The 16,186-nt window shown below is 44.9% G+C and carries 18 protein-coding genes and 1 pseudogene; 9 read left to right on the forward strand and 10 right to left on the reverse strand.

What is annotated here, in order from left to right:
• Positions 1–7: 7 nt before the first annotated feature.
• Both ACLWBB_RS03870 and ACLWBB_RS03875 read left to right on the forward strand, forming a co-directional pair.
• Positions 8–418, forward strand: a complete 411-nt coding sequence (locus tag ACLWBB_RS03870) for an acyl-CoA thioesterase (RefSeq protein WP_413290258.1) — start codon at positions 8–10, stop codon at positions 416–418.
• Positions 418–1,344, forward strand: a complete 927-nt coding sequence (locus ACLWBB_RS03875; RefSeq protein ID WP_413290259.1) for a S8 family peptidase — start codon at positions 418–420, stop codon at positions 1,342–1,344. Before ACLWBB_RS03870 ends, ACLWBB_RS03875 begins: the two co-directional genes overlap by 1 nt.
• A 375-nt stretch (positions 1,345–1,719) precedes the next feature.
• Here ACLWBB_RS03875 and ACLWBB_RS03880 read toward each other — a convergent pair whose 3' ends face one another.
• The 5 genes from ACLWBB_RS03880 to ACLWBB_RS03900 form a co-directional block, all read right to left on the reverse strand.
• Positions 1,720–2,367: an NADPH-dependent FMN reductase gene (locus tag ACLWBB_RS03880; protein WP_413290260.1), complete on the reverse strand. Its 648-nt coding sequence runs from the start codon at positions 2,365–2,367 to the stop codon at positions 1,720–1,722.
• Between the two features lie 78 nt (positions 2,368–2,445).
• Entirely contained in the window at positions 2,446–3,219 is a 774-nt protein-coding gene (locus ACLWBB_RS03885; protein WP_413290261.1) for a hypothetical protein, read from the reverse strand.
• A 127-nt stretch (positions 3,220–3,346) separates the two neighbouring features.
• Positions 3,347–4,168: a class I SAM-dependent methyltransferase gene (locus ACLWBB_RS03890; protein WP_413290262.1), complete on the reverse strand. Its 822-nt coding sequence runs from the start codon at positions 4,166–4,168 to the stop codon at positions 3,347–3,349.
• Between the two features lie 78 nt (positions 4,169–4,246).
• Positions 4,247–4,879, reverse strand: coding sequence for a septation protein IspZ (locus ACLWBB_RS03895; protein WP_413290263.1), 633 nt, complete (start codon positions 4,877–4,879; stop codon positions 4,247–4,249).
• A gap of 46 nt (positions 4,880–4,925) precedes the next feature.
• Positions 4,926–5,504, reverse strand: a complete 579-nt coding sequence (locus ACLWBB_RS03900; RefSeq protein ID WP_413290264.1) for a lipoprotein — start codon at positions 5,502–5,504, stop codon at positions 4,926–4,928.
• Positions 5,505–5,751: 247 nt separating this feature from the next.
• Here ACLWBB_RS03900 and ACLWBB_RS03905 point away from each other — a divergent pair, with 247 nt between their 5' ends.
• The 7 genes and pseudogenes from ACLWBB_RS03905 (at position 5,752) to ACLWBB_RS03935 (ending at position 10,916) form a co-directional block, all read left to right on the forward strand.
• Positions 5,752–6,318, forward strand: a complete 567-nt coding sequence (locus ACLWBB_RS03905; protein WP_413290265.1) for a 2'-5' RNA ligase family protein — start codon at positions 5,752–5,754, stop codon at positions 6,316–6,318.
• Between the two features lie 206 nt (positions 6,319–6,524).
• Positions 6,525–7,340: a GYF domain-containing protein gene (locus tag ACLWBB_RS03910; protein ID WP_413290266.1), complete on the forward strand. Its 816-nt coding sequence runs from the start codon at positions 6,525–6,527 to the stop codon at positions 7,338–7,340.
• Positions 7,341–7,370: 30 nt separating this feature from the next.
• Complete coding sequence (locus tag ACLWBB_RS03915; RefSeq protein ID WP_413290267.1) at positions 7,371–8,363, forward strand: hypothetical protein; 993 nt, start codon at positions 7,371–7,373, stop codon at positions 8,361–8,363.
• A 128-nt stretch (positions 8,364–8,491) separates the two neighbouring features.
• Positions 8,492–9,121, forward strand: a pseudogene (gene rpsD / locus ACLWBB_RS03920) (30S ribosomal protein S4); the annotation flags it as partial.
• A gap of 9 nt (positions 9,122–9,130) precedes the next feature.
• Positions 9,131–9,367, forward strand: coding sequence for a hypothetical protein (locus ACLWBB_RS03925; protein ID WP_413290268.1), 237 nt, complete (start codon positions 9,131–9,133; stop codon positions 9,365–9,367).
• A 108-nt stretch (positions 9,368–9,475) separates the two neighbouring features.
• Positions 9,476–10,171, forward strand: a complete 696-nt coding sequence (locus tag ACLWBB_RS03930) for a hypothetical protein (RefSeq protein ID WP_413290269.1) — start codon at positions 9,476–9,478, stop codon at positions 10,169–10,171.
• Between the two features lie 169 nt (positions 10,172–10,340).
• Positions 10,341–10,916, forward strand: coding sequence for a DUF2239 family protein (locus tag ACLWBB_RS03935; protein ID WP_413290270.1), 576 nt, complete (start codon positions 10,341–10,343; stop codon positions 10,914–10,916).
• Positions 10,917–10,950: 34 nt separating this feature from the next.
• Here the strand turns inward: ACLWBB_RS03935 and ACLWBB_RS03940 are convergent, their stop codons facing one another.
• The 5 genes from ACLWBB_RS03940 to ACLWBB_RS03960 all read right to left on the reverse strand — a co-directional run bounded on the left by ACLWBB_RS03940 (position 10,951) and on the right by ACLWBB_RS03960 (position 16,178).
• Complete coding sequence (locus ACLWBB_RS03940; protein WP_413290271.1) at positions 10,951–11,319, reverse strand: hypothetical protein; 369 nt, start codon at positions 11,317–11,319, stop codon at positions 10,951–10,953.
• Between the two features lie 125 nt (positions 11,320–11,444).
• The gene (locus tag ACLWBB_RS03945) at positions 11,445–12,047 is read right to left on the reverse strand and encodes a hypothetical protein (RefSeq protein WP_413290272.1); all 603 of its coding nucleotides are present in this window, start codon (positions 12,045–12,047) and stop codon (positions 11,445–11,447) included.
• 136 nt (positions 12,048–12,183) lie between these two features.
• The gene (locus ACLWBB_RS03950) at positions 12,184–12,627 is read right to left on the reverse strand and encodes a YiiD C-terminal domain-containing protein (protein WP_413290273.1); all 444 of its coding nucleotides are present in this window, start codon (positions 12,625–12,627) and stop codon (positions 12,184–12,186) included.
• A complete protein-coding gene (locus tag ACLWBB_RS03955) occupies positions 12,605–14,401 on the reverse strand; it encodes an ABC transporter ATP-binding protein (protein ID WP_413290274.1) in 1,797 nt (598 codons plus the stop codon). The genes ACLWBB_RS03950 and ACLWBB_RS03955 overlap by 23 nt, the downstream gene beginning before the upstream one ends.
• Positions 14,394–16,178 (reverse strand): ABC transporter ATP-binding protein, encoded by a 1,785-nt coding sequence (locus ACLWBB_RS03960; protein ID WP_413290275.1) that lies wholly within the window; start codon positions 16,176–16,178, stop codon positions 14,394–14,396. Before ACLWBB_RS03960 ends, ACLWBB_RS03955 begins: the two co-directional genes overlap by 8 nt.
• Positions 16,179–16,186 lie beyond the last annotated feature (8 nt).

Raw genomic sequence — 16,186 nt, forward strand, 5'->3', positions numbered from 1 at the left:
AAAGTATATGGCAAAAGAGATTGGCACGTACAAGTTACTCATTCGTGAAGGACACTTAGATACCTACGGCCACGTCAATAATGCCAGATACCTTGATATGTATGAAGAGGCCCGCTGGGATCTTGTCACTGGTCGTGGATACGGCTTTAAGAAAGTGCATGACATCCAACAGGGCCCTGTGATTCTCGAAGTTAATTTGAAATTCATGAAAGAGCTTCGCCTGCGTGAGGAAATCACCATCACCACGGAGCTCGTTGATTATCCTGGAAAAATCGGACGCCTCAAACAGCAAATGATCAAACCCGATGGCACTGTTGCCAGCGAAGCGATCTTTGTATTTGGCTTGTTTGATTTGAAAGCTCGCAAAATGATCGAGCCTACTCCTGAATGGAAAAAAGCCGTCGGTTACGAAGGCTAATGGAATTTTCAAGAGGCGGTCTTATGCGATTGATGACGTGCCTTCTTACTTTTGTTATTTCCATCTCTATCTCTCAGGCAGCACCTTCAAATCAAGACCCTGAAAATCTTCGACTTAAATATTTAGTCAACTATCCTACGACGACCACAGTGACTGGGAAGACCGTCACTGTTGCTATTATTGATTCCGGCGTTTCTTTACCAGCAGCGCTTCAGGAAAATGTATTGGATGGATGGGATACATTCGAAAATCACAGCAGCACTCAGGATAAAGACGGCCATGGCACTGCGGTTGCGGGAATTGTGTTAGAACTTGCGCCGAATGTACGTATTTTGCCGATGCGTGCTTTCTCAAACGAGATTGCTTCGCAAAAATCAGTCATGGATGCTTTTGTTCGTGCTCTTGAGTTGAAAGCCGATATCGTGAACTGTTCTTGTTCTTTCACTGAAGAGTTTCTAAAAAAGCTCAGAGACAATGTTGGAAAAGATCTCTTCCAAAGAACTTTGCTGGTTTTTGCCGGTGGAAATGACGGGGCTTATGCCCACGAGTTTACGGAGGCCTGGGGTAATGTTCTTATTGTAGGAGCTTCCAGCCTGACGTCCTACAAGAGTCTTCCTGGTTATTCTCGGAAGGGTCCTGGTATTGATGTGGTGGCACCAGCCGGAGACATCAACGATGGAATTGCGACCTATGCTTTGACGGGTGATCTTCGTCTGTTTAATGGGACGTCGGCGGCGGCTCCTGTTGTGTCAAGTGCGGCAGCGCTCTTAAAAGAAATGAATCCAGCGTTTACTGGTGAAGAATTAAAAAGCGAGATCCTTCGTAAATCTTGTTCTTACGACTTGCTAAAATCTTCTGTCAAAGAAGGCAGAACTCTCAACGTTGGAAGACTTTTAGGTCTATCCAGCAGTTGTAAACCCCTATAGCGACTGGCGCAGCTATTAATTGCGACGTCGTCGGCGATTTTCGGAGTCGGGCGGGGAATCCAGAGGAAAATCTATTTCAATGTCATCGCTATCCCTCGGAGTTTTCTTTGGCGGCTCCTGTTGCGGAGCCTGCTTTTCTGGTGGTTCTTTCACGGGCTGCGGAGGGGGCCGTTGCGTCGGCTCTCTTTGTTTTTCTGGATTCACTTCGACCTCCTTTGATATTGCCAGTGTGCTTATGAAAGTTCGTGATTTGGCGAGGACATCTTGAAGATTCGGACATCACTAATTCTAAAGCGTCACAAGAATTACATAACCCTGGGATACGCCAGGGTTAATTTGGATCTATGAAGACATTGATTATTATTGCACCACTCTTCATGGGTTTTTTTGATTGTAACCGGCCTCGGGAGCCTTCGATTCCGGTGTCGGACTCGGTTTTGTCGGTGCCGGTGGCGGCGTCTCTGCCGGGCGGAATTTACTTACATACTCTGCGTATTCCGTAAATTTGAATAACAGCTTTTGCAGCTTGGGTCGCATGGCTTCTTCTTTAAGTTGGTCATGCTCATCAAAAGCTTTATTCGCTTGGGCAAAACCCATCATTTCTGGATAAACATGGGCACCTAGATATTCGAGGGGCTTGCGCACTTCCCACATTCCGCGATTGGTGCCCACCATGCCTGGGGACGCACCCATAATCAGCACTTGTTTTCCGACCCAGGGTACAGGGTTTACTCGTGAAGTCCAATCAATGGCGTTTTTCAATGTTCCAGGAATCCCAGAGTTGTATTCGGGACTAGAGATGATGATGGCGTCATGGTCGGCAATGTCTTGGATGAACTTCTGAGCCGCGTCTGGGATCCCAGAGTCCGTTTCTAAATCACCATGATAAAGTGGCATTGCATATTCATTGAACTCTTTTAAATTCACCTCGTGGCCCGAGGGAATCATCTGTGCGGCATTGCGAATGAGTTTCTTGTTGAGCGAATCTTTGCGAAACGAGGCCGCGAACATAAGAATTTTCATGGGATCTCCTTTTCACAAAAGGATAAAAGAAAATCCCACGGGCGTCTTACGAGAGTGTTGAAGATTACTTCTTCATTTTTAGATATGCATTCTCCACAGTACTACAATAGCTAACATGCTAAGACTGATGCCGATATTTACTTTATGGCAAAGAGTCTCCATCTTTTTCTCGTAGCTTGTGTCACGCTGAACCTTATTTGGATCTACTTTAAGGCGCTTCCAGGTATGGGAAGCATAGAATGGATAGATAAAATAGAAAGATAGCGATTTGATATGAGCTCTCGATAGGTAGCTGCGATTGTGCGCCAGCATGTGGTCAAGTACTACCACTTTTTCACGGAACTTACTAAAGCCCGCAGTGCGCGAAAGATCCTTGCGATGAAAGCTTAATGTATCAAGCACATAATCCAGGCGCTCCAAATGCATTGGAAAGTGATAAGATGCTCCAGACTTCAATACCAAGAAAAATCCAAAAACCCATTGGTGATGTTTGAATTGAATAGATTTGATATCTTCAACGGTGAAAGACACGGCGTCTTTTTCTTTAAGTTCATAAATAAGGCGCTCACCATGGATGTGTACACGAAGGTTGGCTGTCTTTTTAAGAACCCAAGAAATATAACTCGTCAGAGTCAGCAGAAAAAATTGAAAAATGTTGCCAGCACTGAAAGCTATTTTAAAATGCCCCGAGAAAAATGGCATAATCATATTCATGAAAACGAGGAAGCTCAGAATGAAGCTTAGTGCAGAGAAGAAGTAAAGGAATGGAGTTTCCGCAAATCGGCAAGAAAGTGAGCGAGAAAGACCGTTGCGACCTTGGAGTTCGGTTTGTGATATATAAATTTTTTCCATATATCTAAACAATAAGGTCTTTGAGGATAATTATCTACTCTCAGAGGAGACATTCCCATCTTGAGACAGAGGCATTTTGCTCGCTCTGCTCACTCGAAAGTCGGTTGTCTTCCCTCTAGTCAACTGTCTAAGTTCGTGCGCGTGCTTGAACGAACGAATAGAAGAAGACCGCATTTGGATCATTCGCAACTTTGGCCATTTCTTCTTTCATTCCCTCGACGACTTCTGCGGAAACATAGTTTGCTGCGACCAATTGCTCGCTGGCACTCAGTAAAAGATCCGCCCAGTACTCTACACACTCTTTGCGGGCTTGAGGATAGCGGTTGTCCAAGAACCATGTTTTGATTTCGGTGCGAATGTCGTTGTAGCCAAGGCTCATTAGGAAATTACCAAGCTTAGCACCTACGAATGGATCGCCTTTTTGTTTCAGCTGATAGTCATTGAAAGCCATCCAGTACTTCCAAACATTCGGAGAGTACGGATCCAAGAAGAAAGACGAGTTCATCACTTCGGTGATGTAAACGAGAGAGCCCGGGCGAAGAACGCGACGAACTTCCGAAAGAACACGAATTGGATCTGGAACGTGTTCCAAAATCCAACACAAGAAAGCCCCATCAAAAGAGTTTGCATCAAACTCCATCGCAGTCGCATCCATTTCACGAAGATCAAAGCGGCCTACGGCATATGGAGTTTTCGCTAAGTTATGTTGAGCTACGGCCAACTGTTTGGTGCTGCGATCAATTCCCGTTAAAGTCAGATCGGGGAACCGACGCAATATGATTTCACTTTGCGCGCCAACGCCGCAACCAACCTCCAAAAGATCAGTGACATTCGAAAGATTGATGTCCTGATAAACGGTGTACTCACCAAAATGAGCTTGTTTGCGCAAACGGTTTTGTTCTTCTTCAGAAAATCCATGGAGGTAGGGAAAGGCTTTGGTTTCAGTCATCTAGAAACTCTACGCCGTGGGATCTCGGCACGTCAAAGTAGAGCCAGATTTTATGTTCTGTGACAGCTCGGTGCGGCTTTATTCGGGTTGTGTCAGAGCTTTTGCGCGTTGAGATGGAAACACCTTTAAGAACTCCAAGCACCGCCAAACAAGCTTTGGAATGACAACTGAGAAAAACATCATGGCCCAGAAACTGCCTTTACCGATGGCGACACGTAAAAAGAACGCATCTTCGAAAGAGGAGTTTAGGTTGATCCACAGATATATAATAGCTTTCGCCACAAAATAGACGGTCCAAACGGAGGTGTAGAATCGAAAGAAAAAATGTTTGTCTGGGGTTTGGTCTGTGTCAATTCGGCCTTGAGTTTCCGCAATCTCTTGGACAAGAGATTTATCTCTAAATAGAGAGACTCCGAAGAAAAATGCCATACACATATTTGTAATAAAGGCTTCCAGTTTAAAGAAGAAGGGGGCTTGAAGAGTTAGGTCGAATATGCCAAATGCAATTACCATCAGACTGGTGATATAGAAAAATGTGGTGGGCTTTGTTTTTCTCCGAAATTTAAGCCAAGCAAACTCCCAAATCACAACTAGAATAGAAGCGATCACGCCGGCCTTGAACCCAAAGAAGTGGTTGACCAGATAAAACCCGATCAGGGGGCCAAAGTTGTGATAGAGAAATTGGAATACCTTTACAATCGAAAGCTTCATTGACTTCAAAAGTAGTAGCTTTTTGGTAGTCAAGCAAACCTAAATGCTACTTTTCACATTTTGGGTCGAGGGTAAATTCGGTAGTGGTCTTCTTTTTCCACAGGGTAAATGTCTCGTCCTGTGCTATTTCATTGATTGTCGTCGAAGGCACAAACGTAAGAGCGAACTCATCGTAGTAGAGGGCCGGGTATAAGCTTCCAAAATTTTCTATAACAAGTGCGCCGTCTTCGGCGATTTTCCACGTGCTAGCGTAGTGCGCGTATCTGTTAGCCTCAATTGTTGCTCCAACCTGATCTGGTGGATACATGCGAATATACTCGGAGTATCCAACGAAAGCTGTCCCATCGCTCTTTATGAAAAAGCTCAGGCTTGGTGTGCGGTATAGTTCCCGCCCACGTGTTTTCGTAGCCGCAGAACCGCGCACGAATGTGTAGATAGTATTGGGATCGCAAGATGGAGTTTCTTCGGTGAAGAACTGTTTATAAAATTCCAAATCGCCTTTTTCAGGGAGGACCGGGGGAATCGGGGGATGATAATATTGATAAGTCTTCTTATGAGTTTTTATTGATGGAGAGCAAGCGCTGAGCGGTAGTGTGGCTAGCAATATTAGAAGTATTTTTTTCATGAAGTCTCCGTTGTCGTTGTTGTGGTGTCTATTGACGAGTGCCAATAGAGCAATGGCGATGCCAGATTCAGGGGGCCTATATTGCAGCTGACGAGCTTTTTTGTGGAATTGTTCTTAGATCTAGGAATAACCCCTTACTAATTCTCAATTTTTAGAATTCAGAGGTTTAATTTTTGCGATGAGTTGAGGCCAGTTTGTGACCGGAATTACTCATGACAAGGTATGGGGCTATTGTTAGAACCCGGCTATGGCTTATGCTATTAAGTGCTATTTTAGCGAAGAGACTGCGACCCCAATTCGAAGGATCTGGAAGGATTTGGCGGATTCAGGATTGGCAGAGTTTCTAAAGCAATCGGGCTCTCGACCGGGTATTACCCTGGGAACGTGGGAGAACGCTCCAGAAGGAGACCTCATTGGACTTGCCGGAGCCTTCGCAGAAGTCTGTCACGAAGTCCCGCGAGTTCTCACGTATGGCCTGGCCACTTTTCCTACAGACCCAGCTCATGTGTTTTTAGGAGTCGTCCCTTCGGATGGACTCCTTGGTTTTCATAAAAGATTTCATGCCCTAGACCCACGTTTAAGTGCCGCTTGTTCCCTCTATTATCAGCCTGGCAGTTGGGTGCCTCATAGCACCTTGGCAATTCGCTGCAATCCCAAATACATTTCTAAGATTATGGAACGCTGTTTAGCCTACGAAACACGTATGGAAGCGCGCATAGATTCCATCGGCGTTGTGGAAATAGGAACAGCAAGGCAGATCAGCGACACGGTTTTTCACTCTATCTTTATGGACGAGGCTGAAAACTCTCTCTAAAAAGAGTGTCTCTATATGAAACTTCTCGACGGAAGTGATAGGCTCTTCTGCCCAAAATTTTTTCGACATTCAAACACTTCATCTAAGGTCCTGTAAAAAACCTGCACATTTTTTTTAAAATACAGAGGACAAATTACTCTTTCTTTTTGGACCCTTAAGTCTGGTCTTGGCCCCGCCGATAGGGTCTATGAAGCAAGAGGTGCAGTATGCAAACACTTTTTTATGTCTCACTAAACGGCGGTCATGTAGGCCCTTACTCAGTAGAGACGATTGTTCAAAAGATTGAAGGCGGCGAACATGTATGGACAGACTATGTCTATTGTGAAGCCAAAGCAGACTGGGTGGTAATTATGGAACATCCAAGTTTTGCAGATAAATTCCAAGCGTCGTCTGTTAAGACTCCAGCTAAAGCCGTTGATGAGCATACTGTTTTTAATGCTGAAGCTCCAAAACATGATGATAAATATAAAGAGAAAGCTTGGTACATTTTGAAAGAGGGCAATAACTATGGTCCTTTCTCAAAATTGGAGCTTGTTCAGATGCTTCAAGAAAAAACCATGTTTGAATACGATTATGTTTGGCATTCAAAATTGAATGCGTGGAAACGTGTCGCGGAACTTGATGAGTATTCTGCAGAGTCAATCCGTGCCATGAAAGAATCTGGCTTGTCTGAAATCGCGGAAGTGTTCTTCCGTCGTCGTCATGCCCGTGCATCTTATGGTTGTTCTTTGATTGTTCATAACAACAAAACTGTGTTCAAAGGTCGCAGCATGGAGATCAGTTCTGGCGGTGCCGGTATCTTGATCGACAATCCGAATCTGCAACCAGGACAAAACTTGTTCTTACACTTCCAACCAGGTGACGGAGTTCCTCCGTTCAACGCTGTTTGCACAGTTGTAAGCAAGCAAATGGTTAAAGATACTAAGAGCGCTCTAGATTCAGTTAAATACGGCGTCAAGTTTACAAGCATCAGTCAGTCAGTGCGCGAATCCATTCGTCAATTCACACAGAAGGCTGCTTAATACTAAGCGGCCCTATGGAAGAGGGGCTTTGTGGTACGCACAATAATCACTGCGCTGGTTCTTGTATTGTCTTTATCTCAAGTGGGCTGTGGCAGCAACGGAGCCGCAGCTTCTTTCGATCTCGATCAAACCGAACAAAATTTCGGTCAGAAAATTCTCTACAATAATAAAGTCGACATTGTCTTTGTCGTTGATAACTCAACATCGATGGGACAGCACCAGCAACGCCTGGTTGCTCAGATCCCGAACCTTGTGGCTGTTCTAAAGAGCCTCAAGATGAACTATCATATCGTGGCAATTTCTACGAGCATGGGTATCGACGGTAATGGTGGGCAGTTCTTGGGCTCGCCTATGGTGCTTACAAACCAAACTGCCAACCTTGAAGCTTTGCTTCAGCAAAGAATTGCTCAGGGTGAAACGGGCAGTAATAACGAGCGTGGTCTTTTATCCTTGGAAACCGCTTTATCACCTTCGTACTTAAACGGAGCTGGTGCCGGGTTCTTCCGTGATGATGCCCTTTTGGCAGTCATCGAGCTTAGTGACGAGGATGATAAAAGTACAAAGACCGCAAGCTACTATGCTAACTTCTTGGATGCATTGAAGCCACCTTCTGTCGAAGGTCGCAAGTCTTGGATTTTCAATTTTATCGGCGTGCTTGAGAACTCAAGCGCTTGCCGTACTTTCAATGACTATTCGGAAGTGGGCCAGATTCAAATGCAATTGGCGGAAATTTCCGGCGGTAACAAAGAGTCTCTGTGCTCTAATAGCTTGTCTTCAGCAGTTTCAAATATCAAAGCGCGTATCGTACAGATCTTAACCGACTTCTATTTGAAAACGGAGCCTTTAGAGGCCACGATCCGCGTTGCCGTCAATGGCAAGTTGGTTGCTAAGAGCGACACCAACGGTTGGGTTTATATTCAAGAAAATGGCAAACACATCATTCGCTTTAAGGGTGATGCTGTTCCACCAGCAGACGCTGACATTCGCATTGATTACACACCGAAAACCAACCAAGACATTTAATCAATTCATTTTCATTCTCAATTTCATTGCAATGAACTTTCACCGCGTTTGCAAACGGTGAGAGTTCAATGAAACTTCTGTCCAATATTTGAAAGCTCTTTTATGAACTAGGACCTCACAAGGAAAAGTTCATGAAACGCACAGGTAAAACTCCTAGATTTAAAAGACAACGCCGCCTCTTGATGGAGCTTCCAGGCATGGGTAAACCCGGAGCTTTGGAAAGACGTCCTTACCCGCCAGGGCAGCACGGAAATCAGCGTCGCAAATACTCTGAGTTCGCTTTGCAGCTAGAAGAAAAGCAAAGATTGCGTTTCCACTACGGTGTTCGCGAAGAGCAATTCCGTCGTATCATTAAAAAAGCCAAACGTTCCAAAGCCACTAATTGGATTGAGTCCTTGGTAAACCTTCTTGAGAAGCGTTTGGACAACATTATCTTCCGTTTAGGATTTGCCCCAAGTATTCCGGCGGCTCGCCAGTTGATTTCTCACGGTAAAGTGAGAGTGAATGGTAAGAAGGTGGATATTGCTTCTGCGACGATCTCTGTAGGTGACGTTGTCACATTGACTCCGAAAGCTTATGAAAATCAAGTTTATCAGTACGCACGCCAAGCTCCTCGTTTAGAGCTTGCTGATTTCCTGAGTCTTGAGGATGCGAACGGCACTCCAACTGGTAAGTTGATTGATGAACCGAAAATTCAAGCAGTCCCATTCCCATTCGATCCGAATTTGGTGATTGGGTACTACTCGATGAGAGGCTAGTGAGGGCTCATGAAAAAGAGTCAGTTCATTAAAGAAGAAGAGATTTCTTTCGAAGAGCTCAGCGAAAACTGGGTTTCTTTGAAATTTGGCAATGATAGGTTTGTGATGGATACGGATACTTTGATCGATCTCTCTTTTCGTTGCGCCTCTTTTTTAGCTTATCTTGAAGGCAAAGAACAAAATTCTATCTCCGAAAATCTAGAAGCATGTAACTGCATTTCTGCAGACAAAAACTTGCTGCACTAGAGCATCAACAAAAAACTGGTGTCACTTTCTTCTGGCATGAGCATTGCTGCAAAATACTCTGCTCATAAAATTGGTGGCAAATTGCCACAACTCACAGAAAGGACCACTATGAAAAAAGTTATTCTGGTATCTCTTCTTGCGAGCTCTGTGTTGTTCAACACAGCTTGTAATGACAGAGAAATCGCTGCTGGCATCATCGGCATAGGTATCGGAATCGGCATTGCAGCCGGAGGACACGATCATGACCGTGATCACCATCATCACGATCGCCGTCGTCATGATTACGATCATGGCCGCAGGCACTATCCGCCACCACGTCATGACCGTAACCCACCACCACGCTATCGTCGCTACTACGCAGCAGACTTGAAGCTCGAGACACCTTTTGACACCAAAGCTGTAAGCTCTGATGTTTTGGCGTTCTCTAAAAAATACAATGTCAGCACCGACGCAGCAGCTAAAATCAAAGTTGCTTTTGATGGCGTGAAAAGCAAAGGCCTAGAGTCCTTCGAGACCATCGGTCTTTCTAAGAAAGACATCCGTGCGATTGCAAAACGCGATCTTCCAGAATCTTCTTCCATCAAAGCAATGGCTGATAAGTTGGACATCGCTGAACATCAATCTCGTGATTTGATCAAAGATTTGATTGCTGAGTTTGATGATCAAGCATCTGACATCGAGAGCCCGTACTGGCAAGCTTGTATGAGCGAAGGGAAAAGCTGGAGAACTCCGCAAAACCTTTACTGCACGAACACTGCGTGGAATGGTTGCAGCCCGGATACCGGCGCGACTCTTTGTTACTAGTTAGTCTACAGATCTCCAATTGTTTAAACCCACTGACTTAAAACCAGTGGGTTTTTTATTGAAAAATCACCAGGCGAAACAGGGGTTTATACGTCCCTGTTTTAATATTACCCGGGTAATATTGACATTTCTATTTTACCCGGGTAATATTGGATTCCAGAGGTGATATATGGATTCGCAAAACTACACGGCCTTTGAGGGTGAAAAGCTACTCAAACAAGGGGCCTTGGACGAAGTGGTCCTAGCAGTTAAAAAAAGGCTTAAAAGCCATCCTGATGCTTCGATCTTGGTCTTCAGTGATCTGACCGGTAAAGAAATGGATTTTGATTTGAGCGGTTCCGAGAAAGAGGTTTTGCAACGTTTGCAGATTTATCTTTCTCCGGATGAAAAGACGAAAGCCACCGCAGGGCCTGGTCGCCCAAAGTTGGGGGTCGTAGCGCGCGAGGTTTCGCTTTTACCACGTCACTGGGAGTGGCTCTCGACCCAGTCAGGTGGAGCATCGGCGACTTTACGCAGACTGATTGATGACGCCAAGAAACAAACATCTGGGCGCGAGATTCTGAAACAAGCTCAAGAGCGAACTTACAAGTTTATGGCGACAATGGCGGGAAATCTTCCACATTATGAAGAGGCCCTTAGAGCGTTGTATGCGAAGGACTCCAAAAAGTTCAAAGAGCAAATCGCAAAGTGGCCCACAGACATTCGCGAACATACAAAGAAAATGGCAGAAGAAGTTTTTGAATAAAAGAGAAGCGAGGTCGAGAAACAGATCTCGCTTTTTATTTCGCGAAGCTGTCGTAAAGGACAATGCCGATAAGAAGCAAAATAATTGCGGGGATCCAAATCGCACGATGACGATGGAAGAATTGATTCACGCTTTTAAAAAGTGCAGCTTGCTCATTGTGAATGTCTTCCACAGTAATACGACCTTGAGAGTTCTTTGATTTTTTACGATAGACCATGATCGGCATGGTCACCATTTGCAGCACAAAAAAGACAAAGGCCCCAATCACGATGATTGCAGTACGGTCCTGAGACCAATTGCGTCCAGGCACAACAGCTGCTCGATGAATCGAAATGGCGATGGCTCCTGCCAAAAGAATCGAGACGGCCAAAGAACGAATGATGTAAAAAACTAAGAACTTCATAGGCCTGACACTAGGGTTGAATAAGACCGCGGTCAACGAGTTCTGGAAGGTTTAGGTACGAGAAATAAAAAAAGCGAGATCGAAAATCGACCTCGCTTCTTATTGTGCTCGGAAAAGTTCTAGGCTTAGTAGTAACCCACCAACGCCATAGAGCTAAATGATTTGAAATCGCCATTGGATTTCAGATCAGCGCGTAGTCCAATTTGATTATTGTAATTGATGCCGACGCCTGCGCCATAGAAGTAGCCATTCATAATAGAATAGTCATAGGAAGTGCCCATTGCACCTGCAGTCATCGCAGCAAAGAACTCAGAGTGTTTTGGCAGCTCTACACGGATTGGGTGAAGCTCGATGGACCCGGTGAAAACATTTTGGTTCTCGTGATCTCTCACAACCATCGGGTTCATAGATAGAGCGTAGCTATTAGATTCAATGCTGTAGTTTGTGTAAGACGCTCCTACAAAGAAAGCCTGACCAAAACGTCTTTGCACTTCCATCGTCAACCCGCTGCCTTTAGTGTCATAAGTATTGCCGCGTTCAAACTTGCTCATACCTAAAGAGATATTCCATCGAGGAGCCTCTTTAACTTCTAGAGTGATTTCTTGGGTATTCATACTGGTAGTTTGAATAAGATCCATGGGCTCAAGTTGGGGAGCCTTCATAACTTCCTGAGCGAAAGACAAAGTGCCAATCAATAGAATAGATAAAACCATCGTGATGAATTTCATGAAGCAACTCCTTTTGCTAATTAATCTGAAGTCCTCATCATAAAAATTCTAAATATAAAGTCATTAAAATTGGGCAAAAGGTCCAGGTCACATAGTCACATTCAGAATAATAGAAACGATCGAACGGACGCGCTAATTACATATGGACGACAAAAACTCCGTCAAGGCGAGCGCAAACCTCGCCCTTGCAGCGGACTTCCACCTTCATCAGTTCACGCACTTTTTTCCAGCGATCTAAGCAATAGAAAAACTTCTGATAGAGTTCGGGTTTGCCGAATTCGCAGACAATATCGAAATCCCCAGTGACAGGTTTTAGATATTTGATCTCGCCCTTTTGAATGACGATGTCATTGGTATTAATTTTCTCTTTATCAAGCCCCAGATAAACCAGGCTGTAGGCAGCTAATACCGACAGAGTATAAAGACTGCCGCCGAATCCCGTGCCCTTGTGATTAATATTTTCGGCCAAACGCGCACGCAAGTGCACTTTTTGGGGAGTTGCAGAAACAATCTCAAATCCCAAATGGCGAGTCAGGGGAATATCGTGAGTCAGTTTTTTATACAACTCTTCCGTCGTCATCGGTGGCTTCCTTCTTGGTTTCACCAAGGCCTGTGTTGGCCAACTGATAATACAAGCCTTTTTGGCTCATAAGTTCTTGGTGAGATCCCACTTCCATGATTTCTCCGTCACGCAAGACCACAATGCGGTTGCATTCGCGCACAGTGGACAGGCGATGGGCGATAATAATACTGGTACGGCTTTTCATGACTTCGTGAGTGGCTTTTTGCAAAATCAATTCACTCTCAGAGTCGATGTTGGCCGTCGCTTCATCCAAAATCAAAATATCTGGATCAAATGCCAAGATTCTTGCAAACGCGATCAACTGTCTTTCGCCGACCGACAAGTTTGCCCCGCGTTCTTCAACAGGGGATTGCAAATCACGGCCTGTGCGGCGAAGCAGATCCAAGTACCCAGTTTGTGCTAACGCTTTTTCTACGTCTTGAAGAGTGATGCTTGGATCGCCAAGGCTTACGTTTTCAGCAATGGTACCACGGAAAATAAAATTATCCTGTTGAACCACGCCGATATGCGAACGGATTGAATGACGCGTGATTTGTTCCAGCGGAAGCCCATCCATATAGATAGTCTCGTGGGGAGCATCATAGAATCTTTGCAGTAAAGAAATAAACGTAGTTTTTCCGCTGCCAGTTCTGCCAACCAAAGCAACGGATTCGCCAGCGCGGATCTTCAGATTGATATTCTTAAGCACCAACGGCAAATGTTCTTCATAGCGGAAATTAAGTCCCTTGATTTCGATTTGGCCGTTTAAGCGTGACAACTCCTCGGCAGTTTTTACTTCGGCCTCTGCGGGTTCATCCAAAAGTGTAAAAATACGCTCAGCACTCGTCAGTGAGTTTTGAAACTGCTGGTATTTTTCAAGAATATCTCTGAGGGGTGGTACAAAATCCTGAGCTGTCATCATAAAGGCCACCACAGCACCGATCGTAAGACCGCCCTCAAGACTAATCCAGCCGCCGAAATACATCGCAGCCGTAATCGTGAAAGCCGTAAAGCAGTTCATGATCGGGAACATTGCCGCATAAGATTTTACAGACTGCATATTGCTGGCACGATAGTCGTCCGAAAGAGCCTGGAACTGAGCTAAGTTTTTCGGTACACGGTTGTATAATTGCACAACCTTGATGCCGTTCAGATTTTCAGCCAAGAATGAATTGATATTCGAGAGTTTCTTTTTTTGTTCACGTAAAATATCACGTATTTTGTTACTCAAATAAACCGCGGCAAAAACGAAGAGTGGCGACAAAATCAAAGTCACAACCGTTAGCTTCACCGAAATCAAAGACATTGCCACGATAATCGCAATCACGTTCACAGCGTTGATAAAGATATTGATCACGCCGTCCGTGAAAAGATCGCCTAATGAGCTTACGTCATTGGCAATACGAGTGACCGTACGACCCGTCGGGGTTTTATTGAAGTATTGCAAAGGCAAAGCTTGAGTATGGCGAATCAGATCTTCGCGCAGATAATACAAAACGCGGTTGCCAAGAACTTGAAACATATAGTTTTGGGAAAAACTTAAAATGGTTCTTGAAAATTCTAGGCCCAAATAAACCAAGGCCATCATCTTAAACAGCGAAATGTCTTTTGCAATAACCCCATGGTCAATGGCGTAACCGATAATATACGGAATCAAGCGCGAGATTCCCGTCAAAAGCAAAATAATCAAAACCACCGCAGCAAACATCCACGGATGCTTGCGTGTGTAAGGCCAAAGGCGTTTGAACATGATCGGGTAGGTGACCTTCGTCTTAATAATATCTTCATTCATGGTTCACCTCCGAGCTGGATTGGACGCTGACAATGGTTCGGAAGCTCGGACTTGTTTGCATGAGTTCTTCGGCAGGACCCATGGCTTCAATCATGCCATCTTTAAGAACGATAATTTTGTCGGCACTTTTCAAAGAACTCAAACGATGCGCGACCGTGATACGAGTTTGCTTTTTTGCCGCTCGTACAAGTTCTTCTTCGATCATTTTTTCAGTGCGTGTATCCACGGCACTTAAAGAGTCATCCAAAATCAAAAATGGCGAAGTCAGAATCAAGCCACGAGCAATACTTAGGCGCTGTTTTTGGCCACCAGACAGGTTCACGCCACGTTCGCCCAATTGAGAGTCAAACTTTTGCGGAAGATTTTCGATTTCACCGTGAATGTTCACAACATGGGTCATGCGCTCGACGGAAGTAAACTCAGGATCCAAATTCATGCCATAGCTAATATTTTTAGATACGGTCTCGCTAAACAAGAACACTTCTTGAGTCACCAGCACCATAACGGCGCGAAGGCTTTTCAGCGTGTATTTCTCGATCGGAAGGGTGTTGATAAAAATCTGCCCTTCATTGACTGGATACATACGTAGTAGCAAATTCACGAGCGTGCTTTTGCCGGAACCGACTTGACCCATCAATCCCACGTGCTCGCCAACACGGATTTGGAAAGAAATATTTTTCAGTACATAGACTTCGCTGCCCGGATATTTGAAAGAGACATTGCGGAATTCCAAAGAGTTAAACTCGCGAAGATCGACCGTGCCTGTATCCGGAATATCCGTGTCTTGAACCATGACTTCTTTAATACGATCAATCGAAGCGCGGCCTTTTTCAAAGTACGAAAACCCAAGCCCCAGCGCCGTTACAGGCCACACCATTTTTTGAATATAACGATGGAAAGCAACGAAAGTTCCGATGGTCACGGTTCCTAGGTACAAATCATTTGCTGCAATGAAAAACAAAATGACCGAGCCGCTAGTGACGCCAAACTCCATCACCGGCATAAAAAGCGCGTCGATGAAAGCGACTTTGTTATTAGCAGCTTCCACTTTGCGACTGCTTTGGCAGAACATGTCTGTGCGGTGATCTTCTTGCGCGTAGGATTTCACAACACGAATCCCGCCGATCGTTTCCTGGGTTACGCCTGTAAGCTCCGAGAACCGGTCTTGAGAAATCTTGTAATTTTTGTGAATCAACTTCATCACTCTATTGATAAGAAATGGAACTAACGGCAAAAGAATCAGCGTCTGCCACGTCCACGTGAAGTTCATCGTGAACATTACTGGCAGAATGATGATCAAGTAAATCACGCCGTCCATGAAGATCAAAAGGCCTGGGCCAATCGCCTGGCGGAACGACGTCACGTCATTGGTCAAAACACTCATCAATTCGCCGACTTGATTTTTTTGAAAGAAGCTCGGGCCTAGAGTTGTGAAGTGTTTGAAAATGCGCAGACGCATGTCTTCCATCGCGTAGGTATGAAACTTACCGAAGTTGCGGCGCCAAGCATAGCGAGTGATCCCCAAGCAGGTAAGGGTCGCAATCAAAAACATGCTAGTGCGGCCGAGGTCGCCGAGAGGCTGATGTTTTTCAATCTGATCAATGCCGACTTTTAAAAGCAAAGGATAAAGACCATCCAAAGCATTGGTAATAACTAGCAAAAAAATCCCGGCAAAAAACGCTCGCGGTTGATAGCGAATGTAGTGAAGCAGTGGATTTTTAAACAGCTTGGTGGTTTCAGCGGTATTTTCTGGGGTCGAAGAGTAGGTGGCCGACATAGGGCCCC

This window comes from Bdellovibrio sp. HCB337, from assembly GCF_047302465.1.
Taxonomy (GTDB): domain Bacteria; phylum Bdellovibrionota; class Bdellovibrionia; order Bdellovibrionales; family Bdellovibrionaceae; genus JACMRP01.